The 26,372-nt window shown below is 33.4% G+C and carries 30 protein-coding genes and 1 pseudogene; 10 read left to right on the top strand and 21 right to left on the bottom strand.

Annotated elements, in window-relative coordinates:
• Positions 1 to 69 precede the first annotated feature (69 nt).
• The 3 genes from JVU85_RS08735 (at position 70) to JVU85_RS08725 (ending at position 3,070) form a co-directional block, all read left to right on the top strand.
• Positions 70 to 939, top strand: a complete 870-nt coding sequence (locus JVU85_RS08735) for a GNAT family N-acetyltransferase (protein WP_107380007.1) — start codon at positions 70 to 72, stop codon at positions 937 to 939.
• Positions 940 to 1,395: 456 nt separating this feature from the next.
• Positions 1,396 to 2,253, top strand: a complete 858-nt coding sequence (locus JVU85_RS08730) for a RhaT/GlcU family sugar-proton symporter (protein WP_021458966.1) — start codon at positions 1,396 to 1,398, stop codon at positions 2,251 to 2,253.
• A 25-nt stretch (positions 2,254 to 2,278) separates the two neighbouring features.
• On the top strand, positions 2,279 to 3,070 hold the full coding sequence (locus JVU85_RS08725) for a glucose 1-dehydrogenase (RefSeq protein ID WP_002509283.1): 792 nt from the start codon (positions 2,279 to 2,281) through the stop codon (positions 3,068 to 3,070).
• 605 nt (positions 3,071 to 3,675) lie between these two features.
• On the opposite strand, the gene JVU85_RS08720 is transcribed toward JVU85_RS08725, so the two are convergent.
• A complete protein-coding gene (locus JVU85_RS08720; RefSeq protein ID WP_002509284.1) occupies positions 3,676 to 4,584 on the bottom strand; it encodes an AEC family transporter in 909 nt (302 codons plus the stop codon).
• Between the two features lie 136 nt (positions 4,585 to 4,720).
• Between JVU85_RS08720 and JVU85_RS08715 the strand changes: the two genes are divergently transcribed.
• Positions 4,721 to 4,897, top strand: coding sequence for an SE1832 family protein (locus JVU85_RS08715; protein ID WP_002509285.1), 177 nt, complete (start codon positions 4,721 to 4,723; stop codon positions 4,895 to 4,897).
• Positions 4,898 to 4,960: 63 nt separating this feature from the next.
• On the top strand, positions 4,961 to 5,278 hold the full coding sequence (mspA, locus tag JVU85_RS08710; protein ID WP_002509286.1) for a membrane stabilizing protein MspA: 318 nt from the start codon (positions 4,961 to 4,963) through the stop codon (positions 5,276 to 5,278).
• 148 nt (positions 5,279 to 5,426) lie between these two features.
• Here the strand turns inward: mspA and JVU85_RS08705 are convergent, their stop codons facing one another.
• Entirely contained in the window at positions 5,427 to 6,677 is a 1,251-nt protein-coding gene (locus JVU85_RS08705) for a lipid II:glycine glycyltransferase FemX (protein WP_002509287.1), read from the bottom strand.
• Between the two features lie 120 nt (positions 6,678 to 6,797).
• On the opposite strand from JVU85_RS08705, the gene JVU85_RS08700 reads away from it, so the two are divergent.
• Positions 6,798 to 7,049: a hypothetical protein gene (locus tag JVU85_RS08700; RefSeq protein WP_002509288.1), complete on the top strand. Its 252-nt coding sequence runs from the start codon at positions 6,798 to 6,800 to the stop codon at positions 7,047 to 7,049.
• Here the strand turns inward: JVU85_RS08700 and JVU85_RS08695 are convergent.
• Positions 7,046 to 7,804, bottom strand: a complete 759-nt coding sequence (locus JVU85_RS08695; protein WP_181566902.1) for a VOC family protein — start codon at positions 7,802 to 7,804, stop codon at positions 7,046 to 7,048. The genes JVU85_RS08700 and JVU85_RS08695 overlap by 4 nt on opposite strands.
• Before the next feature lie 205 nt (positions 7,805 to 8,009).
• On the opposite strand from JVU85_RS08695, the gene JVU85_RS08690 reads away from it, so the two are divergent.
• Positions 8,010 to 8,444 (top strand): MarR family winged helix-turn-helix transcriptional regulator, encoded by a 435-nt coding sequence (locus JVU85_RS08690; protein ID WP_021458965.1) that lies wholly within the window; start codon positions 8,010 to 8,012, stop codon positions 8,442 to 8,444.
• A gap of 3 nt (positions 8,445 to 8,447) precedes the next feature.
• Positions 8,448 to 9,650, top strand: coding sequence for an MFS transporter (locus JVU85_RS08685; protein WP_002509291.1), 1,203 nt, complete (start codon positions 8,448 to 8,450; stop codon positions 9,648 to 9,650).
• Positions 9,651 to 9,749: 99 nt separating this feature from the next.
• Here the strand turns inward: JVU85_RS08685 and JVU85_RS08680 are convergent, their stop codons facing one another.
• The 7 genes from JVU85_RS08680 to JVU85_RS08650 form a co-directional block, all read right to left on the bottom strand.
• Complete coding sequence (locus JVU85_RS08680) at positions 9,750 to 10,100, bottom strand: SarA family transcriptional regulator (protein ID WP_002509292.1); 351 nt, start codon at positions 10,098 to 10,100, stop codon at positions 9,750 to 9,752.
• Positions 10,101 to 10,515: 415 nt separating this feature from the next.
• A complete protein-coding gene (moaA, locus tag JVU85_RS08675) occupies positions 10,516 to 11,538 on the bottom strand; it encodes a GTP 3',8-cyclase MoaA (RefSeq protein WP_204171492.1) in 1,023 nt (340 codons plus the stop codon).
• 13 nt (positions 11,539 to 11,551) lie between these two features.
• Entirely contained in the window at positions 11,552 to 12,157 is a 606-nt protein-coding gene (mobA, locus tag JVU85_RS08670; RefSeq protein WP_002509294.1) for a molybdenum cofactor guanylyltransferase MobA, read from the bottom strand.
• 7 nt (positions 12,158 to 12,164) lie between these two features.
• A complete protein-coding gene (moaD, locus tag JVU85_RS08665; RefSeq protein ID WP_002509295.1) occupies positions 12,165 to 12,398 on the bottom strand; it encodes a molybdopterin converting factor subunit 1 in 234 nt (77 codons plus the stop codon).
• Positions 12,399 to 12,400: 2 nt separating this feature from the next.
• Positions 12,401 to 12,847 carry a molybdenum cofactor biosynthesis protein MoaE gene (locus tag JVU85_RS08660; protein WP_002509296.1) on the bottom strand — a complete coding sequence of 149 codons (447 nt, stop codon included), beginning with the start codon at positions 12,845 to 12,847 and terminating at the stop codon, positions 12,401 to 12,403.
• Positions 12,844 to 13,323 carry a molybdopterin-guanine dinucleotide biosynthesis protein B gene (gene mobB / locus JVU85_RS08655; RefSeq protein ID WP_002509297.1) on the bottom strand — a complete coding sequence of 160 codons (480 nt, stop codon included), beginning with the start codon at positions 13,321 to 13,323 and terminating at the stop codon, positions 12,844 to 12,846. The genes JVU85_RS08660 and mobB overlap by 4 nt, the downstream gene beginning before the upstream one ends.
• Complete coding sequence (locus JVU85_RS08650) at positions 13,320 to 14,579, bottom strand: molybdopterin molybdotransferase MoeA (protein ID WP_204171493.1); 1,260 nt, start codon at positions 14,577 to 14,579, stop codon at positions 13,320 to 13,322. Before JVU85_RS08650 ends, mobB begins: the two co-directional genes overlap by 4 nt.
• Before the next feature lie 60 nt (positions 14,580 to 14,639).
• On the opposite strand from JVU85_RS08650, the gene moaC reads away from it, so the two are divergent.
• The gene (gene moaC / locus JVU85_RS08645; protein WP_002509299.1) at positions 14,640 to 15,143 is read left to right on the top strand and encodes a cyclic pyranopterin monophosphate synthase MoaC; all 504 of its coding nucleotides are present in this window, start codon (positions 14,640 to 14,642) and stop codon (positions 15,141 to 15,143) included.
• A 40-nt stretch (positions 15,144 to 15,183) separates the two neighbouring features.
• On the opposite strand, the gene JVU85_RS08640 is transcribed toward moaC, so the two are convergent.
• The 9 genes from JVU85_RS08640 to JVU85_RS08600 all read right to left on the bottom strand — a co-directional run bounded on the left by JVU85_RS08640 (position 15,184) and on the right by JVU85_RS08600 (position 23,976).
• Positions 15,184 to 15,690: a MogA/MoaB family molybdenum cofactor biosynthesis protein gene (locus JVU85_RS08640; protein ID WP_021458961.1), complete on the bottom strand. Its 507-nt coding sequence runs from the start codon at positions 15,688 to 15,690 to the stop codon at positions 15,184 to 15,186.
• A gap of 14 nt (positions 15,691 to 15,704) precedes the next feature.
• Positions 15,705 to 16,709 carry a ThiF family adenylyltransferase gene (locus JVU85_RS08635; protein WP_002509301.1) on the bottom strand — a complete coding sequence of 335 codons (1,005 nt, stop codon included), beginning with the start codon at positions 16,707 to 16,709 and terminating at the stop codon, positions 15,705 to 15,707.
• Positions 16,710 to 16,978: 269 nt separating this feature from the next.
• A complete protein-coding gene (locus JVU85_RS08630; protein WP_021458960.1) occupies positions 16,979 to 17,596 on the bottom strand; it encodes an ATP-binding cassette domain-containing protein in 618 nt (205 codons plus the stop codon).
• Positions 17,596 to 18,267 carry a molybdate ABC transporter permease subunit gene (gene modB / locus JVU85_RS08625; protein ID WP_204171494.1) on the bottom strand — a complete coding sequence of 224 codons (672 nt, stop codon included), beginning with the start codon at positions 18,265 to 18,267 and terminating at the stop codon, positions 17,596 to 17,598. The genes JVU85_RS08630 and modB overlap by 1 nt, the downstream gene beginning before the upstream one ends.
• A gap of 18 nt (positions 18,268 to 18,285) precedes the next feature.
• Positions 18,286 to 19,059: a molybdate ABC transporter substrate-binding protein gene (gene modA / locus JVU85_RS08620; protein ID WP_037558450.1), complete on the bottom strand. Its 774-nt coding sequence runs from the start codon at positions 19,057 to 19,059 to the stop codon at positions 18,286 to 18,288.
• A gap of 140 nt (positions 19,060 to 19,199) precedes the next feature.
• Entirely contained in the window at positions 19,200 to 20,690 is a 1,491-nt protein-coding gene (gene galT / locus JVU85_RS08615; protein WP_204171495.1) for a UDP-glucose--hexose-1-phosphate uridylyltransferase, read from the bottom strand.
• A gap of 1 nt (position 20,691) precedes the next feature.
• On the bottom strand, positions 20,692 to 21,690 hold the full coding sequence (gene galE, locus JVU85_RS08610; protein ID WP_002509305.1) for a UDP-glucose 4-epimerase GalE: 999 nt from the start codon (positions 21,688 to 21,690) through the stop codon (positions 20,692 to 20,694).
• A gap of 26 nt (positions 21,691 to 21,716) precedes the next feature.
• Positions 21,717 to 22,889: a galactokinase gene (locus tag JVU85_RS08605; protein ID WP_107376994.1), complete on the bottom strand. Its 1,173-nt coding sequence runs from the start codon at positions 22,887 to 22,889 to the stop codon at positions 21,717 to 21,719.
• Between the two features lie 85 nt (positions 22,890 to 22,974).
• Positions 22,975 to 23,976: a LacI family DNA-binding transcriptional regulator gene (locus tag JVU85_RS08600; protein WP_204172349.1), complete on the bottom strand. Its 1,002-nt coding sequence runs from the start codon at positions 23,974 to 23,976 to the stop codon at positions 22,975 to 22,977.
• A gap of 153 nt (positions 23,977 to 24,129) precedes the next feature.
• Between JVU85_RS08600 and fdhD the strand changes: the two are divergent.
• A pseudogene (gene fdhD, locus JVU85_RS08595) lies at positions 24,130 to 24,909 on the top strand (formate dehydrogenase accessory sulfurtransferase FdhD); the annotation flags it as partial.
• A gap of 44 nt (positions 24,910 to 24,953) precedes the next feature.
• On the opposite strand, the gene JVU85_RS08590 reads toward fdhD, so the two are convergent.
• Together JVU85_RS08590 and JVU85_RS08585 are read right to left on the bottom strand one after the other, a co-directional pair.
• Positions 24,954 to 25,691, bottom strand: a complete 738-nt coding sequence (locus tag JVU85_RS08590; RefSeq protein WP_037558448.1) for a GNAT family N-acetyltransferase — start codon at positions 25,689 to 25,691, stop codon at positions 24,954 to 24,956.
• 40 nt (positions 25,692 to 25,731) lie between these two features.
• Positions 25,732 to 26,283: a biotin transporter BioY gene (locus JVU85_RS08585; RefSeq protein WP_204171497.1), complete on the bottom strand. Its 552-nt coding sequence runs from the start codon at positions 26,281 to 26,283 to the stop codon at positions 25,732 to 25,734.
• Positions 26,284 to 26,372: the final 89 nt, after the last annotated feature.

Below are 26,372 nucleotides of genomic sequence, written 5' to 3'. Positions count from 1 at the left end.
CTCATCAAATATACCTATAATTAAAGTAATATATTTAGGCTAGGTCTTTTTATAAAGGAGGTATATATCATGGACACAATTAAACTAAGTAATATCACTCAAATTCAATCATTTATTAATAGCGCAGATCGACATATGGCTTCATATTTATATAAATTGCCACAACAAGAAGATGCATTGCTCTCATTAATTGAACAATCAATCGAGGCACCAGGTGTTTATGCACGCGTTAACGACAATAATCAAGTTCAGATGTTACTGTTAGCTGTCGCCTATGGTGAAAATAAATTTAAGATGATTGGTCCTTTCATAGCACATGGACTTACTGATGTAATAAATGAATTTAATACACTATTCACAGCAATGTACCAAGCATATCCAGCGACAGCAAACTTTAATTTCACTTTTGAAGAAACAGAACAAGATTTCACTGAAGCGATGAAAACAATTAATGCCTACTACAACTTTACAGATTATCATTTAGAGGCAACTTCTGATGTAGGTGAATTAACTCATGAACAAAACATTACCGAATATCATCCTGCTTATTATCGTTCTTTTGGCAAACTACATGAACATACATTTTATCATGATGCCATGACAACTGATGAAATCATTAATTCATTAAAACAAACCAACCACTTATTTACATTCATGTCAGAAGGTGTGTTAAAAGGTTATGTATATTTACAAGTATTTGAAAATGCTCAAACTGCTGAAATTAAATACTTTACCTCCCATTCAGATTATCGCTTTATGGGAATCGCCTTCGATTTACTTAAATATACTTTGCATTATGCATTTGCACACTATAACTTATCAAAAATTTCATTTAAGATACGCAGCAAGAATGCAACACTAGTTGAGCGTTTTGATGAATTAGGTTTTCACATAAATAATGAATTTAAAAAATTTAAATTTGTACTTGCCAATGTTTAATACTGTCTTAATATTTATTATTTCTAAATCACTAATGTTTGTAACTTAACATTATATAACTACTATATAAAGGTAGGTCGAGACACTTATGATGTCTTAGCCTACCTTTTACATTGTTTTAAATACAATTTTTAGTAGTTACAACGACACCCAAATATTGTACTACCCTCGTTTTTTATGGCGTAGCATTATCCGTTACACGAAAAGAACAAACATCATTCCCTCAAATATACTTTCACCTTAAAATAAGGTATTTATCCTCACGTCTTCTGCCCTTTTATGTTTATTCTTCAGACTATTCATTCAAGGAAAAATATAAATGTTCTAAATTAAAACGCTTTCAAAATAAATTTCTTTTTACTAAGTTATAATTTTCCTTTAAAATATATATTTGTAGCTATTCAAATTGTGGATGGCTGAACGTACAAATTCATAGAGAGAGAAGTGAGTAATAGCATGGACTTATTAATTGCACTATTACCTGCACTATTTTGGGGTAGTGTTGTTTTAATTAACGTATATGTCGGTGGTGGCCCTTTCAACCAAATCAGAGGTACTACTTTAGGTGCGTTAATTATCGGGATTATCTTATTGTTAACTGGTAATACAGAATTTGACAAACCAATTGTCATTATCGTCGGTCTGATCTCCGGTGCCTTTTGGGCATTAGGTCAAGGCTACCAATTAAAATCAGTTAACTTAATCGGTGTATCTAAAACAATGCCTATATCAACTGGTTTACAATTAGTTGGTACAACATTGTTTAGTGCCATATTCTTAGGAGAATGGAGTACAGGGACACAAGTAACACTTGGCTTAGTTTCAATGTTGTTATTAGTTATCGGTATTGCATTAACTTCTATTAAAGGAAAAAATGAAGCAGCCGACACTACAAATAACTTTAGTAAAGCAATGGTTATCTTATTAATTTCAACTGTTGGTTATGTTGTATATGTAGTTGTAGCTCAAATTTTCGGTGTAGATGGTACAAGTGCTTTATTCTTCCAATCTATTGGTATGGCCATTGGTGGATTTATTTTATCAATGAAACACGAAACATCAATCAAGAGTACAGCTTTAAATTTAATTCCTGGTATCGTGTGGGGTATCGGTAATTTATTTATGTTCTATTCTCAACCAAGAGTTGGAGTAGCAACAAGTTTCTCATTTTCACAATTACTAGTTATTGTATCAACACTTGGTGGTATCTTCCTATTAGGAGAGCGTAAAGATAAGCGCCAAATGATTGGTATATGGGCAGGAATTATATTAATTATTATTGCCGCATTTATTTTAGGTAATTTGAAAGGTTAACTTGCAGTTTTAAGGAGGAGTTTTTATGTTTAAAGATTTAGAAGGCAAAGTAGTAGTTATCACTGGGGCTGGTAGTGGTTTAGGAAAATCATTCGCCGAAGAATTTGGTAAAGCTCAAGCAAAAGTTGTATTAAATTATTTATCTGACCATCATATTCCAGATGTAGATGCTTCAATTCGTTTGATCGAAGAAGCTGGTGGACAAGCTATAAAAGTTCAAGCGGACGTTTCAATAGAAGACGATGTTAATCGTTTGGTAAATACAGCTATTGAACATTTTGGTACGTTAGACATTATGATGAACAATGCTGGATTTGAAAAACCAATCCCTACGCATGAAATGTCTGTTGCAGAATGGCAAAAAGTAATTGATATTAACTTAACTGGAGCATTTATGGGAGCTAAAGCTGCTGTGAATCATTTTCTACAAGAGAACAAAAAAGGTGTTATTATCAATACCTCTAGTGTACATGACACTATACCTTGGCCAAACTACGTTAACTACGCAGCAAGTAAAGGTGGACTTAAATTAATGATGGAAACCATGTCTATGGAATATGCACAATATGGTATCCGTATTAATAATATATCTCCTGGGGCTATTGTTACTGAACATACTCGTGAAAAATTCTCTGATCCAGAAACACGTGCTGAAACTCTAGAGATGATTCCTGCTAAAGAAATAGGCGAAGTACAACAAGTTGCTAACGTCGCGCTATTTTTAGCTTCTGATTTCTCTAATTACATTCACGGTACAACAATTTATGTTGACGGTGGAATGACGAACTACCCTGCCTTTATGGGTGGAAAAGGATAAATCTAATATTGCAAAAACAAGTTCGAGACAATCATGTCTTTGACTAAAAAATAAACGTCAATTTCTATTGAAAAGATATAGAAATTGGCGTTTTCTTTAGATTTATGAAATATCATCAATCAAAATTATTCTTTAACATTTTGTTTTCGACGGTTATTATGTTTTAAATAACAAAATGTAAATTGTACCTACTGACTTCTAATAAAATAGTATGCGTGAGAGACTACAGGCTCGAACCATACACCAAGCAAGCATGCACGGTCAAAACCAAATGTTTTCAAATATAAAATTAAAGTTTTCATTGGTAATTTAAATTATGTACTGCGAAAATCTTTATACATAAAGTACATCGTTTATTTATTTTCGTAATATTAATCAACTCGTACGAATTGACCTTTTTTGAATAGAAAAATATAAATTGTCCCGATTTTGAATCGTGCTGACGTCCGGGGAAATAGTATGCGTGAGAGACTATTGGCTCGAACCATACCCCAGGCAAACATGCACGATCAAAATCAAATGTTTTATATATAAGGAGGACCAATCCATATTAAGGATTGGTCCTCTTATTTTGAGCATGGAAATTTATATCCAATCTCGTTTTGTTATATAAATAGCGCCTGATAAACATAAATAATTACTATACTAATCACTATCGTCAAGTTGGTAACCATGCCAACAATCGGTAAAGTTTTATATTTAAATTGTATAGAGTACGGAATAATAGACACACCTACTGGTAACAACCATGTTATCAATAATGTTGTTTTAATCATTGCATCATCTACAGGTAAGAAAAAATACACCAGTAATCCTGCAATTAATCCTAAACCATAATGTAATGATAAATATTTTAACACCAATGGTAAGTAACGTTTTTCAATATTAAAACTCAACATTAAACCAAGTAATAACATTGATAATGGCATGTTAGCCTGTGACAATACTGAGAAAAAGTCAATAACAGGCTTAGGAAAATGAATATTGAGCAAATTTAAAATAAACATAATCATATAAGTCATTAAAGGCACAGATTTCACAATATTTTTACCTAAATATTTGAAATCAAAGCTATCCGGTCCTTCACTAAAATAGCTACCAACGAAATAAGTAACACCAAACATTATGATAGCGCCACCGATGTCTGCCATTCCAAAGTAAATCATTCCTTTTTCAGGCCATATCGCCTCAACTAACGGATACGCAAATAAACCTATATTTAAAGAAGCTGTCATCATTCCTACTGTCCCACGAACTTGGTTATCATGATTTAAAAAACACCAAATCACAATAATCTTTGCTAAAACACCAAAAATGATCATCATAATAGGTAAAATTGATAATGAAAGGTCCAATTCTGCTTTATTTAAATTAACAATGACTAAAGAAGGAAGCGTAATATTAAGTACTAATGTAGCAAATATTTGGCTATCATTAGCTTTAAAGTATTTTAACTTTTTTAGACCATACCCTAATGCAATAAGTAAAATAATTATAATGAATTGTTGCGTCACTTTAATCCTTCTTTCCAACATACATTTCGTTTTCAATACATTTTCATACTATAACACTTTTGTACTTGTTTTAGAACCATTCAATTCCATGTTATAATTTTATCTAATATATAATTAAATTAAAGGAGATATTATAATGGATTTAAATTCTAAATTAGCAGAACTTAAAGATGATTATATTAGATTACAAAATGACTTAGATAAAAGAGAGTCAGTAAATCAAGATACCGATCCTTTACACCGTCAATTAGCTCAAATTGAAAATGAAATTGCTGATATTCGTTCAAAAATGCGTCAAAAAGAAAGTGAATAACATTCTAGTCAGCACTTTTGTTTCATGCTAAGATTAAAGGCGAACTTTGAAAGGATGTTAGATATGCAACTTTACTTGGTATTGTTACCTATACTTTACTTAATTGTGAGTTATATAAGTATATATAAAATGAATACAATATTCACTCGCATTCTACGAATAATAATGGCATTATTGTTATTATTCGTTGTAGCAGTCACTACACTATCTTTCCCATTGTCTAATTGGTGGGTATTTGTAGTATTACTATTACTCGTAGGTAATGTAGAAGTAACTGCATTTAAATATGGTAAGCAAGATATTAAAGGTGTTAAAATTTTAAACATTTTAACAGCGATTTTACTCGTTATCTATATCATTTTAACACTTGTACTTTATTAATTTGCTTGAACTAAAAAAATAAAACCACTGATATAGCNNGCTATATCAGTGGTTTTATTTATATATAAAGCTATGGTTACTCAATGAGATGCTATTTACTGTTCAATAAGGTAACTAAGCATAATTCATTTCACAAAGTTAAGTTTGACTATTTTCTTTTTATTTTTTTAGAAACTGTTATTTTGGCTTTTGTTAATTTAGGTTTTACATTTTCAATCACTTGATACAGTGGTTTATTGAGTACGTAGTCAAATTCACCAATTTTTTCACTTAAATATGTGCCCCACACTTTTTTGAAAGTCCACAAGCCATAATGACTTGAATCTTTGTCAGGGTCATTGTCAGTACCACCAAAATCATAAGTTTTTGCGCCTTGTTGTCTTGCGTATTGCATCATAGCAAATTGCATATGATGATTCGGTAAAAAGTCACGATATTCATTTGACGACGCACCATATAGATAATAAGATTTGTCGCCTGCAAACATGAGTAACGCGCCTGATAAATACATACCATCAGGATGCTTTTGCTCTAAAGTCTCCATATCTTGTATCAACGCTTGTGTTTTTTCTACCTTATTATCTACATCATTTATTTTATTTAATGTTTTTTTATCTTGTTTTTTCTCAAGTAACTTCGCTCGCTCTTGTTCTAGTTGTATCATTTCTGCTCTCAAATCTGTTAATACAGGTTTTGGTTCTAATTTAACTAAAAAGAGCTCTGCATCACCATCTTCATGTAATGCATCATATATATTTTGAAAATATGAAATATCTCGTGTTAAGAAACCATCACGTTCACCTGTAATTTTCATTAAGTTTGCAAACGTTTCTAAACCATCACGCCCTGCACGTTCTACGGTAGTGCCTCGTTTCAATGCTAATCTCACCTTAGAACGATTACGACGTTCAAAGCTTTGAATTAAACTTTCATCGTCTTTATCTATTGGGGTAATCATCGTCATACGTGGTTGAATATAATCTTTAGATAAGCCTTCTTTAAAGCCTTTATGTTTAAAGCCTAGTTCTTTTAAATGTTTTAATGCTGTTGTGCCATTCTCCACTTCAACATCTGGATCAATTTTAATCGCATAGGCCTTTTCTTGTTTGGCAACTTGAATAGCATATTCTAACAACGCTTCAAGTGCTAATTTATCATTATAATCTGTGACAAAACCACGAGAAACATAACATAGTGTGAAAGGTAGTTTCGGTACTTTTTTAAATAACAGCTGGCCAACTCCTTTAACTTCGCCATTTTCTCCAACAGCGATACGTTTAGAATACCAACCTGTTAGTTGTTTCGTTTCAGCCCATTTTGTTAATTGGAGCAAATCACCATTAGGATGATTTTTAACAAAAGCATCATGGTCTTGATTTGTGATATTCATCTTTTCCATATTATTCTTTTTCTCCTTTGTCTATACGATGATTTAATTATACAATGCTTGCCGCTTTCTTTCACGTTGTAGCTTCAATTTTGTTATAATTAAAGAAACACTTAAAATGAGGTATTTGTTATGCGTATTATAATTATTCTGTTATTATTAGTTGCCAATTTGTTTGTATTTATACAATCCGCATCACAAACGTTATCAATTGATAATTTAAGTTTACGTATTTTACTTGTTGCGTTGACGTTAGTATTGTCAACATTCTTTTTGTTATTAAGAAGCAATAAGGTTGCAACCTACTTATCAATTATAACATTAATTTTTTCTCTAATACACATTATCTATATCGCACATACTGCATATGAATATATTTATTAATCTGCATCAAATCGATATCTGATCCCTCTAATAATAAGCGAGTATGATGAAGTAGCCTTTTCATCCTTTAAAATTACAGTATGGTACTTAGAAACCTCACCATCATATATTTCATACACTATAGTGTCATTGGGTAATTTTAATGATGTGTAGGTTTCTGTATCATCAATAATTTCCATATCGAACCAAGTTTGCCATTTTTGAACAGTCACTGCGCGTTCAGTACTATCGATACGTATTTGCTTTACAGTGAATTCTTGTTGCTGAAATGGGGCCAACTTTTTATTTCTAACAGCAAGTGGTTCCTCCCATTGTATGAAAAATGGCGGTTTTACTCGATAATCTGGATCGGCTATGTACAACAAGCGCCAATGTATTTTATTCCCCTTTTCATCTACACGATGCATATTGACAGGTCCGACAACATCTACATCTTTGGCAATTAATTGCTGTTTTACTAAATCTAAATCATCTGTTTGAAACGCCACTGTTTTTAAACCTTGAGCAAAGTTATCTTGAATTATTTTAGATGGAAACGATACTCTACCTTCTTCTGACTTAGTAATTTTCCGTAATATTTCAGCATTATAAACATCCAATAACTCAATATACGCATTATCCAAGTACACTAAGCGATTAAAAGTTCCCAATTTTTCATGTTTTCCCCCATCATAAATACGCAGTAATTCTCCCGGATATTTAAATGTTTGAAGCTGATTTATATAATGAATCATGTGATCTAATTTTAGATTCAACTTAATTCCCCCTATTGCTTTATTCACCTTAATCATAACAAATCAACGCTGACTTTACCGTTAAAAACAAAAGTAATAACTTACTATAGTTATCTATTCTCAAAATATATTACACAGCTATTGATTTATATTGCTATTTACCTTACAATGGGGTTTGTCACAAAATAAGGTTAGCAAAGCTAACTATTTCTTGAAGGAGTTTGTTATGGATACCAAAAATTTATTCAATAGTTTAACCGCTGTATATAGACCTTATGTCAAACTATTCCAACCAATATTTGAGCGATATGATTTATATCCAGCCCAATGGTTAGTGTTAAAAGATATTGGCCTCAATGCACCGACGACACTCGTTCAAATTTCAAAGAGACGTGCAATTGAAAAACCAACAACGCGTAAAATACTAAAAGTACTATCAGAAAAAAATTTGTTATCTGTAACACAAGGTAAAGACAAAAGAGAACGTATTTTGACTTTATCACTTCAAGGTCAATCCCTATATGACGAAATCAATAACCAGATTGAATCTGTGCAAGAACAAATCGTTGCAGACACAGGATTAACAGCAGATGATTTAGCAACAACTATCAAAACTGTCACAGCAATTCATTCACAATTATCAACACTTGAGGAGGAATAATGTGTGGCTCAATCAACACTAAAATCGCCCATATGGACGAAAAGTTTTAATATTAATTTTCTAACTAATTTTTTAGTCTATTTATGTATGTATCTATTAATAGTTATAATTGCTAGTTATACTAAATCAACTTACAATGTTTCTGATAGCGTGGCTGGACTTGTTTCTGGCCTTTTTATTATTGGTTCATTAATTGGTCGATTTGCTACAGGGAAGTATGTTAATAAAATAGGACCAAAACGCATTTTATTAATTGGTTTAATCTTGTTAATTATAACGCAATTATTTTATTTTATTGAAGGTTCTATTACTATTCTAATGATTACTAGAATTCTTAATGGTATTGCTACCGGAGTAACAACTACAGCAACAGGAACTATTGCAGCTTATGTAACACCAGCTGAACGTAAAAGTGAAGGTATCAGTTTATTTTCATTAAGTTTAGTAATCGGTGCCGCAATTGGGCCATTTTTTGGTTTATTATTAATTGGTGCTTTCCCTATTAGCTTCTTATTCACTATTTGCTTATTGTGTGGCATCGTTAGTTTGTTAATATCTTTCTTCATTAATATTCAATTTGACATTACACAACCTGCGAAAACACCATCAACAACTCCCAAAAAAGCCTTTGACATTAATAATTATATAGCAAAAGAAGCTATACCGGTTGCTATTATTATGATGATTGCAGGCTTGAGTTACTCTTCAATTTTAACGTTCTTACAATTTTTTGCTGAAGAGATTAATTTAGTAACGTTATCAAGCTATTTCTTTATATTCTATGCTATTGCGTCATTAATTACACGACCAGTAGCTGGTCGCTTAATGGATGATAAAAATGAAAATGTGGTGGTATATCCCGCATTTATATTCTTAATACTAACTTACTTTGTCTTAAGTATAACTGATACTGGTTGGATGCTTATAGTTGCCGGGTTATTACTTGGAGCAGGTTACGGTAATATATCATCGAGTATGCAGGCAATTGCCATCAAAGTATCACCACCTGCAAAATATGGTATCGCCACATCTACTTATTTTATAGGTTTAGATTTAGGTCTTGGTTTTGGACCATATGTATTAGGATTTATTACATCTACACTTTCATATGGTCAATTGTATGGCATAATGGCTATTATGATCATATTTACGACCTTCCTCTATTTCTTTGTTCACGGACGGAAAGTCAAACGCAGTCAGCTCTAATATAAAAATAAAAGCAGGTCAATGCCTATGCGCATTGACCTGCTTTTATAATCTGTTTTTTATGTAGGTATTACACTCTAACTAAACAAGATAAAATTGTTATTTCACTAATTGTGTCGTTTCAATCGCTGACGTTATATCTTGTAACAATGTTAATTGTTTATCATCAAAATAATAAAAGACTTGGCGTTCATCTGACTCTGAACGTACTTTAGAAATAAGTTCTTTTTTATAAATCTTACGAATAATGACATCAATTTTACTTGTATCCCATAACATCTCAAAATGCAATGTATCACGCAATACCTTGCCGCTAATTTTTTCTGCTTCAAACACTTTGTATAATACTACGAATTCTTCCATTGATAAACCTTGCGTCGTTTTAAGCCAGTGCTTTAATTGACTTAAAGCCTTTTCAGATGCGATAAATTGTTGAACTTTATTTTCCATATTAAGACCAGCCTCCAGTAATTTTCTAGTTGTTTTTAAATTTAAAATGGCTTTATTTATAGTAATATGCTTTTAAAATATTATATAACAGTTCCATCTTTAAATCTATAATTTTTAGTTTTTAGTTTTAACTAGGTGTTTTGCAATGTTATTTAAATTAATATTATGTATTTCACTTCTTAAGCATTGATAAAGTTACAATTTTTATTATAGTAATTTTTTAAATTCAACTATTTGAACATTACCTAAGATAATAATGTAGTACGTTAATAAAAATAACTTTAGCTTTAATTGCCGCGAAAAAAATAAACGCATTTCATCTGTTTGCATAAAAAATTCCCTTTAAAGTCGAAACTTTAAAGGGAATAGCTAATTATTATAATAGATAGTTATTACAAATTTAAGTTAAGTAATATTAACCACCTATATAGTTCATATTAATTTTTTGGCGTTTACGGTTAGCTACAGTTTGTTCTGTACGTTCATCAGAATAACGATCGTCTCTTACACCCCATAATGCTTTAAACTTAGCTTTCAACTCACTATCTGTGGCACCATTTCGCATAAAGTTTTTCAAATCAAAGCCATCAACAGCACTAAATAAACAGCCATAAAACTTGCCATCAGATGACAAGCGTGCACGCGTACATGTCGAACAAAAAGATTGTGATACACTTGTGATCAATCCAATCTGTGCACCGTTATCATTATGACGATAATATTTAGCTACTTCTCCGTAGTATTTCGGTGTAACAGGTGTAATATCATAAGCTTCTTCGATTGTGCTAAGCATCTCATCTTTTGTAACCACCTTACTAAAGTCCCAACCATTATCATTACCAACATCCATAAACTCAATAAACCGAATTTCGATTTTTTTGTCTTTAAAATATTGTATCATTGGTAATATTTGATCATCATTGACTCCCTTTTGAATAACTACATTAACTTTAACTTTAAAACCAATTGCAATGGCATAGTTAATTTGCGATAAGATGGTTGAAGCTTTAATATTACGATTGTTAATCGCTTGGAACACCTCATCATCTATTGCATCTAAACTGACATTGATACGACGTAAGCCCGCATTATATAAATTTTGACCATGTTTTTTTAACAGCAATCCATTTGTTGTTAAGCCTATATCTTCTATCGCTTCAATTTGCGATAACTGCTCAATCAATTTATATAAATCACGGCGTAATAAGGGTTCGCCACCAGTTATACGTATCTTTTTCACACCTAAGTCAGTGTAAAGCTTAGCTATTCGCGTCATTTCATCAAAAGTTAGCAATTCATCTTTCGGTAAGAATACAAAATCATCACCAAATATTTCCTTTGGCATACAGTAGTCACAGCGAAAATTACATCTATCAGTTACTGATAATCTCAAATCACGAATTGGTCTTCCTAATTTATCCGTTATTTGTTCGCTCATCTTAAAGCCCCCCTTACTGCTTTAATGTTTGCTCTAAAGAGGCTAAATCTTGTTGGTAGTTAATATTTTTATACCAATAGTCAGGTGCATTTATCTTTTTCACATCTAACCAATCATGTGCCACTCGTGTGTACACATTTTTCAAACTATAATCACCGGAATTTAAAGCACGCTCGATAACTTTAAATGTATTAGGACTATAGAATGCAATTGTTGGTATCGGTCGCTCATCTGCTATAAAACCTGCTATATCTAATTGATCTTCAATTAAATGTTCCACCATAAATTGATAAAGGTTACTAATAGCTTTTTGCGTTATCATAGGTGTGTCTACGGAAATTACAAAAAACAGTTCTTCTTCTTTATAATGCTCCATAACTGTATAGATTCCTGCCAAAGGGCCTTTATCACGATGTAGTGGATTGTCGACAAGTACATCTAAATGTTCAAATTTTTTCTCTAATTGTTCATTGGTGCTAATAATAATTTGATTAAACATATTAGTAGCATTGAGTACTTCAATAATGCGTTGATAAAAATATTGCCCTTGTATTTGTGCAAATGCTTTTTGATCGCCGAAACGTTCTGATTGGCCTCCGGCAAGGATAATTGCTTTCATTTCTCTATTAACCTCCGCTAACTGGTGGAATCAATGCTACAATATCCATATTTTTCACCGTATCATTGTCTTGGACGAACTCTTCATTAACAGCTATTTGATACGTTTTTTCTGACACTTCAGGATATTTAGCATTGATTGTCTCTTTTAATTGTTTAACTGATATACTATCATTTATTTCTATAATTTCAGTATTTTTCTTCAAAATTTCTTTTAATTCGGCAAAATACAGAATTTGCATAGTTATCTCCTTTCAACTGCATCATCATAATAACCACGTTGATGACCTTGCCATTGTGCACCGTCTTCCCAAATTTCTTTTTTCCAAATAGGTACAATCTCTTTAATACGCTCAATTGCGTACTCATTCGCTTGATATGCAGCTTTTCGATGTGGTGCAGCCACACTAATTAATACTGCAATATCTGAAATATTCAATGGCCCAATTCTATGTACAATTGCTATAGTCGTACCAGGCCACTCTTTTGAAATTTCATCACCTATTTGAGCTAACTTTTTTTCTGCCATTGGTATATATGCTTCGTATTCTAGATATTGAGTCTTCACACCTTTAGTCCACTCTCGGACATGTCCTGTAAATACTACGACAGCACCTTTATGCGCATCGACTACAAATTCTCTATATTGTTCTGGTTCGATTGGTTGCTCAATTACTTCAAACTGCTTCATGTTATCAACCCTTTAGCTGTAATAAATGACCGTAACCATAAATTATAATCGTTTAAAGCTTCCTGATCATTCAATGTTAAACTATATTGAACATTGGTCAACGTTAATAGTTCAGTCAATGCTTCTTGATCTCGATAAATAACAACCTTATCAAAATCTTCATGTTTAAAACCTTCTACCAATGTAATATCACAGTCTATTGTAACAGATGAGTCAATCAGTGTTGAAAGGTTCTGCTTTGGTTGGCGTGTAACGGATTGTTGAACATAATTACCTTGCACAATAGCTTGATCAGCTCCGGCATTAAAATGTTTCATATGATCCACGTTACTATGTTGTAAAGTGATTTCATCGTCTATGTGACCGTGATTTTTTATTGTCACAACACGCAAATTGTGTGCTTTCAACAATGCAACTGTATGTTCCATTAATGTCGTCTTACCTGAATTTTTATATCCTACAATTTGCAAAATCATAACAATAATTCCGTTTCAAATGCTGTAGAATCAGTTAATATGACATCAACCGTATAACCTTTTTGATACCCTCGTGTTCCGCCTGGTAACATAATCATCGCATTACTATGTGCAATAGCAATGACGGCACCTGATTTATTGAAGCCTGAAGGTACTACGGTCATTTCTTTGCCGTTAAACGTTGTTGTGGCACGGATAAAGCGACTAAAAGGATTAGGCTTTGCAAAGGCTTCCATTAATGTAGCTTGTACAATTTGAGGATAGATTGCATTTGCCCCCATCATGGCATATACAGCTGGTTTGACAAATAATTCAAAACCAGTAAAGCAGGCTGATGGGTTACCGGATAGACCAAATAAATAAGTGTCCTTTGTTACTGCAACTGTAGTCACACTACCGGGACGCATCGCTACTTTGTTAAACAACACGTTTGCTTGTAATGCCTCGTAAATAGCAGGCAAGTAGTCGAAGTCGCCAACTGAAACACCACCTGTTGTAATTACAATATCATGTTCTTCTGTAGCTTGTTTAACCACTGCAATACTACTCTCTAAATCATCATGTTGTATTTTATACACTTTACTCGTGAGCTTGTGTTTAGTAATGAGTGCATTAATCATTGGACCATTAGAGTTTCTTATTTTTCCAGGTTCCAATGGGTCAGCAACATCTAACAGTTCACTGCCAGTAGCAATAATTGCTACGCTTGGTTTTCGATAAACTGGAACTTCAGTATAGCCATATGTAGCTAATACTGCGATAGCACCTGCATTAATATGTTGTCCTACCTGTAAAACGACATCATTTTCTTGTGTTTCTTCACCTTGTAATGACACATTTTCATGATGTTCAAAAGGTTTTCTAATAGAAAATGAGTCGTCATCTTCTATTGTTTGTTCTAACATCACTACTGCATCTGCACCTTCTGGAATAGCTGCACCAGTCATAATTCTTATAGCTTCACCTTGTGCTAATGTTTTGTCTGATACCGACCCTGCTCCGATATGATCAATCACCCTAAATGTTTTTCTATGTTCTCCACTCGCATTTTGTGAGTCAACACTTCTAATAGCAAATCCATCATATGGCGATTTATTAAATCTTGGGATGTCATAAGTTGCAATAATATCTTGCGCTAAAATGTAACCTAAACTTTCATCTAATGCTACTGTAGTAGTAGGCATAACAAAGCTTTCTTTTACAACACGCTCAATTGCATCTTTAACTGGTATGGGCGTTCTCTTTTCTACAGTCATTGTATTGCTCCTTTCAAAATATAATTCATGTTATAATATGTCATGTTGAGGAGGTAAATTATGTCTGATTTTACACATATAAACGAACAAGGTAACGCTAAAATGGTAGATGTTTCCACTAAAGATATTACAAAACGTTCAGCAACTGCACACTCAAGTATTACCGTAAACGCTAATATTTACCAGCAAATTATCGAGCATACGAATCACAAAGGTAATGTACTTAATACAGCTCAAATTGCAGGCATTATGGCTGCTAAAAATACTGCTACAATAATTCCTATGTGTCACCCATTACCTTTAACAGGTATCGATGTTAATTACCGTTGGCATACAACTGATTCGGAATATACACTTAATATTGAAGTAACAGTTTCTACTACCGGTAAAACTGGCGTAGAAATGGAAGCTTTAACCGCTGCATCTGTAGTTGCATTAACTATTTATGATATGACGAAAGCACTAGATAAAGGTATGATCATTGGTAACACGTATTTGGAAGCAAAATCTGGAGGTAAGTCCGGAGACTATCAACGTAATGGTAATACCAACGACTTGGAATAGCATTGAATACGATTAAACGCATATACGAAATGATATGCGTTTAATTTTTTTTAGTCATCTCATGTACTAAATGTGTCAATTCGACACGGATTAATTTGGTTATGGCTAATCGGATTGCACCTGTAGAACCGGGTAGGCAAAAGATTAATTGTTGGTTCATCGTTCCACCCAACGCTCTTGACAACAACGCACGGGTACCAACATCCTCGGTATAACTTAAATATCTAAATAGTTCACCAAAGCCTTCTATTTCTTTGGTCAACATCGGTTTCACGGCTTCAATCGTTACATCTCTTGGAGCTATTCCCGTACCTCCAGTGGTAATAATCACATCTATTGCTAAACTTTTCCATGTTTCAATTACTTGCTGAATCGACACTAAATCATCTTTGACAATTTCGTACTGCTGAATCACTACTTCATCTGACATCTCAGTAAGTAATTCTTGTATTAATTGCCCACCCTTATCTGTAGTTTTATCTCTCGTATCTGAAACTGTTAATACGGCACAATTAATTGGCCTATTCAACTTCACATTCGTATGCACTATTATTCCCCCTTTTAACCAAATAATTTATTCACTAAAGTGGCGGCTTGTGCTGGCTTGGTCATACCATGAATGAGCAATCTACCATTTTGAAAACTTATAATACGATGTCCTTCATATTGAAACATTATCATATAATTATTAGATTTAAATGGAATTGCTTTAGCTATTAAAAATTGATGCAACATTTCCTGGGAAATAGTTGGATTATCAAACTGTACAGTATCTCTTCCACATAGCGTTGCGTATTGTTTATTCGCTTGTGTTAACTCGGTAAATTGAGGGTGGTCGCCACATGTGTCACAATCTTTCCGATGCATTTTGCTAAAACCAAAGGCATGATGTTCTCCTGACCACACGTCCCCATAAGTATATTTAGTGTCAACTTCAGCACCTACGATTAACTTGAGTGCATCTTTAATTTGCAGACTCGTCGTCATGGTAACTGCAGGTTGAATCACACCTACAGTATCACACGTCATATTAATGGCAGGTAATTGTGGTAACAAGCAATTAAAACACGGTGTCTTACCGGGATTAAAAACAGCTTCGACATAAGTACTTTGAACTACGCCACCATATATCCACGGAATACGCTGCTTATATGCAAAATCATTAATTAAACGTCTAGTATCAAAATTATCTGTAGCATCAATAATTAATGTTATATTGTGCCCATATTGTTCTAACGTTGCAGGTGTCACATGTTCTACATATGCGTGAATATCGACATCACTGCTTATTTGTTTTAATGCTTGTTCGGCAGCTATTGCTTTAGGTAGCGCTTCAAGCGCATCTTGTTCAGTAAATAATGTTTGTCTTTGCAAGTTACTATACTCAATATAATCACGATCGATAATAGTTATTTCACCTATACCTGCGCGCACTAGCCCTTCAGCTACATGTGTACCCAATGCACCCATACCTATAATTAAGATATGTGCTTTAGCAATCAATGTTTGACCTTGCTGACCTATGTTATGAAATAATATTTGCCTAGAATAACGTCCATTAGTCACCTTAATTCCCCTTTTTTTATCGTTAACTTCATTATAGAACTTGTAGTCACCTGTAACAATAGTTTCAAACAAATCATAGATTTATTTCATATTTATCTCAATTGACAATTAATTTATGCAACATAATATTGGCATTGCTTTGACCTGATTCCTGTGGAAATAGCACGCGTCGAAGATTACAAGCTGAGACAGTGTCCACGGAAAGCGTGCAAAAAAACTGCCGACAAAGTCAATACTTGTCGACAGTCTAAGAGTAACACCCTTATATGCTACTCTTTTTCCCCTTCTATTGTTATAATCTCATCTGCTAATTGTTGTGCTTCAAAATTTGAATGGGTAACAAAAATCATAGGTATTTGCCATAATTCAAATATTGTTCTTACCATAGACATACTATTTTCTTTAGTTAAGTCATCAAGGCTAGAAAACGGCTCATCCAATAAAATCAAGTCAGGTTTAGTGCTCAGGGCTCTAGCTAATGCCACCCTTTGCGCCTCACCACCAGATAAAGTTGCGGGGTATTGTTTTACTAAATCAGAAATATTTAACTTCTGCATTAACTGCGTAATATGTTGTGACATTGGAGTCATAAAAGTGAGATTTTGCAATACCGTCATATGTGGAAATAATTGATAATCTTGAAACAAATAGCCAATATTACGTTTTTGAATTTTCACTTGCTGTTCAACTTTAGTATCCGTCAAAGTTTTATTGCCGATTTTAATAAATGCTGAATCTGGTTGAGTTAGTCCTGCTATAATGTTAAGAATAGTAGTTTTACCAATACCTGATGGCCCTTGTATAGCATAAATTTTAGGTTCGTCATCATTAATTTGAATTTGAATTTTGTTTAGTTGTAACTGATGTGATAAAGCAATATGTAACATTAATCCCCCTCCAAATAACGTGACCTATTCATTAAATTCAATGCTCCAATAACTGAGACTGCAAATGCAATAAGCACAAGTACCCATAACCACGCTTGATTTTCTTTGCCTTGTTCTACTAAAAAGTAGATTTCTAAAGGTAACGTATTGGTTTTATTCGGTATATAACCGGCAACCATTAACGTCGCTCCAAATTCACCAATTGCACGAGCAAAGCTCATCATAATACCGGAAATTATAGGTCTTTTCGCTAACGGTAAAATGAGGCGAAAGAAAATTCTCCCTTCGCTAGCACCCATAGTTCTAGCGGTATTCAACATTTTTTTATCTATGCTACGAAACCCTTGTACTGTATGTTGATACATTAATGGAAAACTGACAATAACAGATGCAATAACTGCGCCTGTCAGCGTAAAAATAACAGGTATATGTAATACATTAGTTATAAAACCACCGATATAATTGTTTGGTGAAAAAATAATTAATAAAATAAATCCCAACACAGTAGGAGGTAAAACGATTGGTAAAATAATCAAACTTTCCATTATTCTAGAAAACCAACCTTTTTGCTGATATAACCATTTTGCGATGATAATACCAAGTATAGTAACAATTATAGTACTAGTGATAGCAACATTTAGCGAAATCCAAAATGGTGTAATATCTGGCACTTCAATTACCTCCTATAGTTAAACTTTAAAGTCATACTTTTCTAAAATCTCTTTCGCTTCTTTGGTTTTTAAAAATTTCATCCATGCTTTTGCTTCTTTTTTATTAGACACTGTCGCAGCTTGATACGTAATTGGTGTTTTTAAAGTTGCTTTTCCAAGTTCTTTAACATCAGTTTGGCCATTCTTTTTATGCTGTGCTAAATCGGTTTGATAAACATAACCAAATTGTGCGTTACCTTTAGTTACATAATTAAGAACTTGACGTACATCTTTAGCATAAACTAGATGCGGTTTCACATTGTCATATAAGTTTTGGTCTTTTAAAAATTGCTGTGCATATTTTCCAGCTGGCACAGAATTAGGCTCACCAATAGCTACCTTCTCATCGTTTTGAAGTTGTGATAAATCTTGTTTATCCGTTTTACTATTACCAATTAAAACCAGTTCGTTTTGAGCGTAATTATATGTATTATGCGCTTTGTCTTTATCCGCTAATATTTTAACATCTTTGATGTTAGCTGACATAAAAACATCGCTAGGTGCTCCCTTTTCAATTTGTTGTCTTAAGGACCCAGAACCACCGTAATTAAAATTGATAGCTACCTTGTCATGTTGTTTGTTAAAGGCTTGTTCTAATTCTTTTGTAACATCAGTTAAACTAGCTGCTGCTGAAATATTTAGCGTGTCTTTTTGTGTTGAACTTTTGTTCGACTTTTTCTCTGTTGATTGGCCACAACCTGCTAAAATAATTATGGCAATTAGTAAAAATGTAATTAGTCTTTTCATGTATATTACCCCTTCCACAAATTAATTATAACCGTATTAATATTCAAATTAAAGAGAGTGGTGTAGGATTCAAATTTTTAATTTGATTCCTACACCACTCTTTCGTTGAAGTTAATAGTCGTTGAACATAAATCTCTAGTTGTTTATTATAGTTTTGATGTAAATCTATGAAAGGCTTGTTTTCCTTCATCAGTTTGTTTAAATACACCTGCATCTTCTAATACACGTGTAAATTTTTTACCAACTTCTTGTTCAACAATGCTATCCACGTTAGAGTTTGTGAAATTATATTGCTTAAGCATTTGGTCTGCCCATGTTTTGTGCGATCCTATATCTATAGCATAATCACCTAGCAAATAACGCTTTACATCTTGTAGTTCTTTTTTTAGACGTCCAGGTAAAATAGCAGTACCCATAACTTCAATTAAACCTATATTCTCTTGTTTAATATGTTGTACATCTCGGTGTGGGTGATAAATACCTTCAGGATATTGCTCAGAGGTCTGGTTATCTCGCAACACGATGTCCACTTCATATTGCTGTGCACGATAACGTGCGATTGGTGTAACTGTGTGATGACGTTGGCCATCTTCACTTACTACTTTAATATCCGCTTGAATGTCTGAATAGCTATTCCATTGTTCCATCACATATGTAGCCGCTTCAATTAATTCAGCTTTATCCTTTGATTTTAATCTAATAACACTCATTGGCCATTGCAATGTATAACTTGTAACAGCTGGGTAAGGTGTTAACTGAAAAGCTTCTTGTTGTGCAGCTAAATCCATCGGAAAAGTGTAACGACCTGCTTGATAATGATTATGCGATAAAATAGATCCTCCAACGATAGGAATATCCGCATTAGAACCTATAAAATAATGTGGAAATTGATCAATAAAATCTAATAAATTAACAAAAGTTTCTCTATTGATATTCATTGGTTCATGACGTTCTGACAAGACTATACTATGCTCTTTAAAGTATGCGTACGGTGAATATTGAAATCCCCAGCGATGTTGACCAAGTTGCAATCTAATTATTCGATGATTGCGACGTGCTGCTTGAGTCACACTACCTTCAAAACCTTCATTTTCCATACATAACGCACATTTTGGATAGTTAGTAGTTTTTTGAGCTTTCTCGCGTGCGATTTGTTTTGCATCTTTTTCTGGCTTTGATAAATTGATTGTTATTTCTAGTTCGCCATATTCAGTTGGCACCGTATAATTAATATTTTTCGCAATTGCATCTTCTTTTACATAATGGTTACGTTTCGATATGTCATAAAAATAATCCGTCGCTGCACTGTGGTCATTTTGATATTTTTCCCAAAAAATTTTATTTATTTGTGAAGGTTTCGGAGTGATTAAATCTAAAATATTAGCTTCAGTTATTTCTTTACGATATAAACTATCTTCTAGCAATTCATTGTCGATGGCTTGTGTTATCCATAGTTGTGTAATTTCATTAGCATCGAGCTGTCCATAATTACTTTCTTCTTCAGTCGTTGTAACACCTTCTGCATTTAAATAAGTCAATAATTGATTTTGAATGTAGTAAGCATCTTCATATTCATAATCTCCATGTTGTACCGCTTCATCAATGAATCGTTTAACTAAATGTTGGCTTAATAACATGTTAAACCTCCTCTTTATCATAGCCATGAGGATGATGTTGATGCCATTCCCATGCATGACGAATGATTTCATTAATATCATCAAAGCGCGGTTGCCATCCTAGTTGATTCTTTGCTTTGTCACTTGCAGCAATTAATACACTAGGATCCCCAGCACGTCTCTTGCCTACACTCGCATTTATGGAGTGGCCTGTTACTGCTCTAGCCGCTTCTAAGATTTCAAATACTGAATAACCATTGCTACTACCTAAATTAAATGCACCAGAGGCGCCTCCATTTTTTAAATAATCAAAAGCTAAAATATGTGCATCAATTAAATCGACTACGTGCAGGTAATCTCTAATGCATGAACCATCAGCTGTATTATAATCATCACCAAAGACTGTTAATTGCTCTCGTTGTCCTAATGCCACTTCCAACACAATTGGAATTAAATGTGTTTCAGGTCTATGATCTTCACCAATGACTCCATCCGGATGTGCACCCGCTACATTGAAATAACGTAAAGCTGCAAAATTAACGCCATATGCTTCATGACACCAACGCATCATTTTCTCCATCACTAATTTACTTTCACCATAAGGACTCGTTGGATTAGTAGTATCTGTTTCATTAATTGGAATAGTGTCAGGTTCACCGTAGACAGCAGCAGTCGAAGAAAACACAATATGTTTAACATTAAATGTATACATTACTTCTAATACACTTTGTAATCCTTGTACATTATTATTGAAATACGCCAAAGGTTTCTCTACCGATTCCCCTACTAACGAGTATGCACAGAAATGAAAGACTCCCTCTACATCTTCATGTGTAAAAACTTCAGTGAGAAATTCTTTGTCTCGTACATCTCCTTCATAAAAACGCGCCGCCGTATGTACGGCTTGACGATGTCCTGTTTGTAAATTATCTACAACAGCTACATCATATCCTTGTTCAATTAATTGATAGACTGCATGGCTTCCAATATAACCTGCGCCACCTAATACTAATACAGACATATAAACATCCTTTCTCCTAATTCGTCTTATGAGTTATGTGTAATTAATTTCATACCATCGCTAATTCGAACATGATAAAAAGCTGGCGCATAGCCAATTTTTTCTTGATATATGGTAGATACTTCTTGCTCTAATTGCTTAATGCTATCTTTATGCACTAAAGCAATTGCACACCCTGCAAAACCAGCCCCTGTCATTCGTGCTCCAAGTACACCATCTACTTGCTGTGCAGTTTCGGCTAAAGTATCTAATTCTATACCAGTAACTTCATAATCACTTTTCAATGATTGATGTGATGCGTTTAACAATTGTCCAAAACGATGTAAGTCATTCTCTGTTAAAGCTGCATGTGCTAATTTCGTTCGCTCATTTTCAGCTATAGCATGGCGTGCCCTTTTAATATTAATATCATCCTTAATTAAATGACTATATTGATCAAAGGTCTTCAAATCAATATCACATAGTTGGGTAATATTTAATTGTTGCTGCAAATCAGACAGTGCTTCCTCACATTGCGCCCGACGTTCGTTATATTTAGATTCCGTTAAAGAACGACGTTTATTCGTATTCATAATGGAAATTACATAATTCCCAAACCTTGCCGGTACGTATGTATAGTCTAAAGTTGGCGTATCTAACAAAATAGCATGCTCTTCTTTACCTAAACCAATAATAAATTGATCCATGATACCGGAATTTACACCCATGTAGTTATTTTCAACTTGTTGGCCTATCTTAATAAGTGCCAATTTATCTAGTTCGAGTTCAAATAATGCATTAATCATCCAACCTGTCACTAATTCGATTGATGCAGATGATGATAAGCTCGCACCATTAGGAATAGTGCCTTCAAAAATCAAATTAAATCCACGATTAATCTCTGGATATTGTTCTTTTAAATATTTAATAACTCCTTTGGGATAATTCGCCCAATCATGTGATGCATCAAAATCTAACTGATTCAAATTAACTTTAACAATACCTTGTTCTGGAAAATTCTTTGAATATAATTGTATAGTTTGATCTGTGCGTAACGACGCCATCCCATATGTTCCTAATTCAATAGCAGCAGGAAAAACATAACCACCATTATAATCAGTATGTTCGCCAATTAAATTAATTCGCCCTGGCGCAAATGCATTAACTGTTGGCTGCGTTTGGAATTGTGTCTCAAAATCAGAGTTTAATTGTTGTAACATCTTTCACACCCCTTTATATATAGCTACTTAGTAAACATAAATAAAGTTTACTTGTTTACTCTACACTTTGTCAATTAAATGACTTTTAAGCATGAAACGTTTCCCGCTCAATTAATTGCGCTTCTACTACAATATGATGCGCTACACTACGTATATTATGAATACGTTCTTCAGCCATCTTCACTGCACTTCTACCGAATTCATCAATAGCAATATGTACACTACTAACACTAGGACTAACATATTGCAAAATATCTAAATCGTTGAAACTAATAAGTTGAACTTGCTCAGGTACCGAAATTTTTTCAGCAAATAATTGTTGCATCATACCTATTGCTAACATATCATTACCCGCAATTAATACTTCTGGTAAGTTGGATTGTTTTACTAAGTCTTTTATTACTTGTTGACCATGTTCTTTATCCCAACCAACTATATACGCATCTTCAGTTATATCATGGTGCCTACACCACTGTTGATAACTCATATATCTTGGATCATTATTACAAAATGTAGGTGTCCCAGTTAAATCACGGTTTGTTTTAACACCACCTACATAAGTTACTTGCGTCACATTTTGTGCTTTGACTTTTTCTAATAATTGATACATTGCATCCCCTAAATCACTATAAACGGCATCTATATTTTTAGGGGTTTCTGGATTATTAATAACTACCATATTATTATTATAACCATGCAAGGTCTGTAATGTATCACTCGAAAACTTGCCGATAACAATGATTGCTCCAGCTTTTTCGATTTGTGAAATGTTCTCTAATTTATTCGTCCCATCAATTCGTAATGTTCGTTTCAATGAAAGATTCAATCGTTTTATTTCTTTTTCAATAGCCAAACGGATTTCACGATAGTATGGGTCTGTCATTTCTCGTTCCTTTGAAGCGTATGTAATTATTTGTATCCGTTTATTTTTTCTTTCTACTTTATGATATTTTAATTGCTCAGTAATCGTTAAAATTCTATTACGTGTCTTCGGTGACACTGATAAAGTTTTATCATCATTTAAAACACGTGATACTGTACCTGGACTTACACCAGCTTCACGTGCAATATCTCTTATACTTGCCAATTTAAACACCTCGCTTTGTTTACTATAAGTTTACCTATTTACTCGATGTCTTGCAATAATAGTTCATTACTATTTTTTTCCAAGGTTATTGTTTTGATAGTAGACTTTAGATACGCTAAACTAGAAATAATTGGTGGATAAGGAGTGAAAGCTATGTCGAAAGATGTGTTAAACAATCAACCTATAGTGCGCTATGAAAATGGTGAGTTAGTAGAATCACATGATCATTATGTTACTGAATTTCCGCTGACAATTATGGTTAATGGTCAAGAGTTTGCAACTGTTATTTGCAGTCCTAACAATTTAACAGAGCTCGTGGTAGGATTTCTCGCATCTGAAGGTGTTATTCTAAAAAGAGATCAATTAAAATCAATACAAATTGACGATAGTAAGGGGTTTGCACACGTTGAACTTACCAAAGACTTAGGTGAGCGCGTCGAGTATTCTACTAAACGAATGATTGCTTCATGTTGTGGTAAAAGTAGAGAATTTTATTTCAAGAATGATGCAGCCATCGCCAAAACTTCCATGTCCAATATTACAATCTCTCCACACCAAGTATTAGAAATGATGAAAGGTTTACAAAATGCCAGCACTGTATTTAAACAAACAGGCGGCTTGCACAATGCTGCTATTAGCGATGGTGACAACTTCTTTGAACATAGACAAGATATCGGGCGTCATAATGCACTTGATAAACTTTATGGCTACTGTATTTATAACCATATATCTATTCGAGATAAAGTACTTATTTTTAGTGGCCGTATTTCATCAGAAATATTAATTAAAGCAGCTAAAATAGGTGTAGGGGTGATATTATCAAAATCTGCTCCAACTACATTAGCTGTACAACTTGCGAAAGATTTAAATATTACAGCTGTTGGGTTTATAAGAGATGGTAATTTTAATATTTATAGTCATCCAGAACGTATAAAAGCTATTGAATCTAANNTTAGATTCAATAGCTTTTATATTTATTATACATCTTCTTTTAACACTTGCTGGCAAAAGCCAATATAGCTGTAGCCCTGCTTAACATACATATCTTTGGCTGTATCTTCACCGTCAGCAACTAAGATTATTATTTTATTTTGAGCAACATCTGCGACAAAACTTTGCATTATTGTGCCAATGCCGCGTCGTTGAAATTCAGGGATGACGCCAAAACCGTCAATTTCCACACATTTTGAAGTGATAATCAAATCTAAAATACCTACTGGTTTGTTATTGTAATAAGCAATAACACGATCTACATGGTCCAAATCATGATTGTTACGAATCATTTGGCTACTATGTTGTACGTATGTATCGCCAAAAGGTTCTGCAAAAACTTGATACACTTTCAGATAGTCTTCCACTTCTGAATGAGATACAAATTTCACGGTAATATCAGGGTGTTCAGCATATTGAACTTGGTTGGAATCAATCGCATACATTTCTAAACAACCTAATTCAAAACCTCTGTTGTTTATTTCAGCTTTAAACTGTTCATTTAAATCTATATTTTCCGGAAAGGTAAACGACAAATGATGCGAACCTTGAACATGATGCATTTGTAATTGCGTATCAATATCAGATAGCCATTGTTGTAATGAAGGCATGCGATGATACATCCATTTATTTTCATCGAAAATGATACTATCTTCCGGTGTTAAATAAATTGTTTTCATCATATCTGTACTATAAACTAGTCCACCTTGATAAATATCCTTCATTGAAATATGCTCCATCTATGTTCTCTCCCCGCCAAATATACTATTGTTTCAATAATTGTTTAAATCTACTATGATTTAATAAAATATTACCTAATAGACTAGCTAAAATAGCTTTAATAATATCTCCTGGCATAAACACTAATGCTAAAGTTAATGATTTCGTTACCGGAATATTAGTAATAAGACCCATAATCATAGTTCCCACAATATCTAATAGTAAAACACCTACTACTAAAGTAATTATTAACAGTACGACAAAATTTATTTTGTCAAAATACAAATCACGCAGTAATCCTATTAAAAAAGTGACGACAGGATACATAAATAAAAAACCTGCAGATGGTCCGACAAATACGCCTATACCACCTCTACCGCCTGATAATAACGGCAACCCTGTAGCAACTAATAATAATAAAATCAATACACTAATCATACCGTATTTACGCCCTAATATAATACCAGCTAAAAAGATTCCAATATTTTGTAAAACAATTGGAACAGGCATAAATGGTAAAGGAATTGATGGGATCGCCCCCATTACTGCAATTATAGCAGTCATGAGTGCAGTATAAACAAGATATTTCGTTGACATACTCATTCCTCCTTATATGAGCAAAATTATACCATAAATGTTAACTACAAAAAATAAAAAGTTTACAAATGTTTTTTACTTCTATAAAA

The sequence above is a fragment of the Staphylococcus sp. GDY8P72P genome, assembly GCF_016890655.1.
Taxonomy (GTDB): Bacteria; Bacillota; Bacilli; order Staphylococcales; family Staphylococcaceae; genus Staphylococcus; species Staphylococcus arlettae.
Note: the sequence above shows the minus strand (reverse complement) of the source record. Positions and strands in the feature narration are given on the sequence as shown.

Coding starts and splice junctions, on each gene's coding strand:
- JVU85_RS08735 (WP_107380007.1), top strand. CDS start 70: ATGGACACAATTAAACTAAGTAATATCACTCAAATTCAATCATTTATT.
- JVU85_RS08730 (WP_021458966.1), top strand. CDS start 1,396: ATGGACTTATTAATTGCACTATTACCTGCACTATTTTGGGGTAGTGTT.
- JVU85_RS08725 (WP_002509283.1), top strand. CDS start 2,279: ATGTTTAAAGATTTAGAAGGCAAAGTAGTAGTTATCACTGGGGCTGGT.
- JVU85_RS08715 (WP_002509285.1), top strand. CDS start 4,721: ATGGATTTAAATTCTAAATTAGCAGAACTTAAAGATGATTATATTAGA.
- mspA (WP_002509286.1), top strand. CDS start 4,961: ATGCAACTTTACTTGGTATTGTTACCTATACTTTACTTAATTGTGAGT.
- JVU85_RS08705 (WP_002509287.1), bottom strand. CDS start 6,677: ATGGAAAAGATGAATATCACAAATCAAGACCATGATGCTTTTGTTAAA.
- JVU85_RS08700 (WP_002509288.1), top strand. CDS start 6,798: ATGCGTATTATAATTATTCTGTTATTATTAGTTGCCAATTTGTTTGTA.
- JVU85_RS08690 (WP_021458965.1), top strand. CDS start 8,010: ATGGATACCAAAAATTTATTCAATAGTTTAACCGCTGTATATAGACCT.
- JVU85_RS08680 (WP_002509292.1), bottom strand. CDS start 10,100: ATGGAAAATAAAGTTCAACAATTTATCGCATCTGAAAAGGCTTTAAGT.
- moaA (WP_204171492.1), bottom strand. CDS start 11,538: ATGAGCGAACAAATAACGGATAAATTAGGAAGACCAATTCGTGATTTG.
- mobA (WP_002509294.1), bottom strand. CDS start 12,157: ATGAAAGCAATTATCCTTGCCGGAGGCCAATCAGAACGTTTCGGCGAT.
- moaD (WP_002509295.1), bottom strand. CDS start 12,398: ATGCAAATTCTGTATTTTGCCGAATTAAAAGAAATTTTGAAGAAAAAT.
- JVU85_RS08660 (WP_002509296.1), bottom strand. CDS start 12,847: ATGAAGCAGTTTGAAGTAATTGAGCAACCAATCGAACCAGAACAATAT.
- mobB (WP_002509297.1), bottom strand. CDS start 13,323: ATGATTTTGCAAATTGTAGGATATAAAAATTCAGGTAAGACGACATTA.
- JVU85_RS08650 (WP_204171493.1), bottom strand. CDS start 14,579: ATGACTGTAGAAAAGAGAACGCCCATACCAGTTAAAGATGCAATTGAG.
- moaC (WP_002509299.1), top strand. CDS start 14,640: ATGTCTGATTTTACACATATAAACGAACAAGGTAACGCTAAAATGGTA.
- JVU85_RS08630 (WP_021458960.1), bottom strand. CDS start 17,596: ATGTTACATATTGCTTTATCACATCAGTTACAACTAAACAAAATTCAA.
- galT (WP_204171495.1), bottom strand. CDS start 20,690: ATGTTATTAAGCCAACATTTAGTTAAACGATTCATTGATGAAGCGGTA.
- galE (WP_002509305.1), bottom strand. CDS start 21,690: ATGTCTGTATTAGTATTAGGTGGCGCAGGTTATATTGGAAGCCATGCA.
- JVU85_RS08605 (WP_107376994.1), bottom strand. CDS start 22,889: ATGTTACAACAATTAAACTCTGATTTTGAGACACAATTCCAAACGCAG.
- JVU85_RS08590 (WP_037558448.1), bottom strand. CDS start 25,691: ATGAAGGATATTTATCAAGGTGGACTAGTTTATAGTACAGATATGATG.
- JVU85_RS08585 (WP_204171497.1), bottom strand. CDS start 26,283: ATGTCAACGAAATATCTTGTTTATACTGCACTCATGACTGCTATAATT.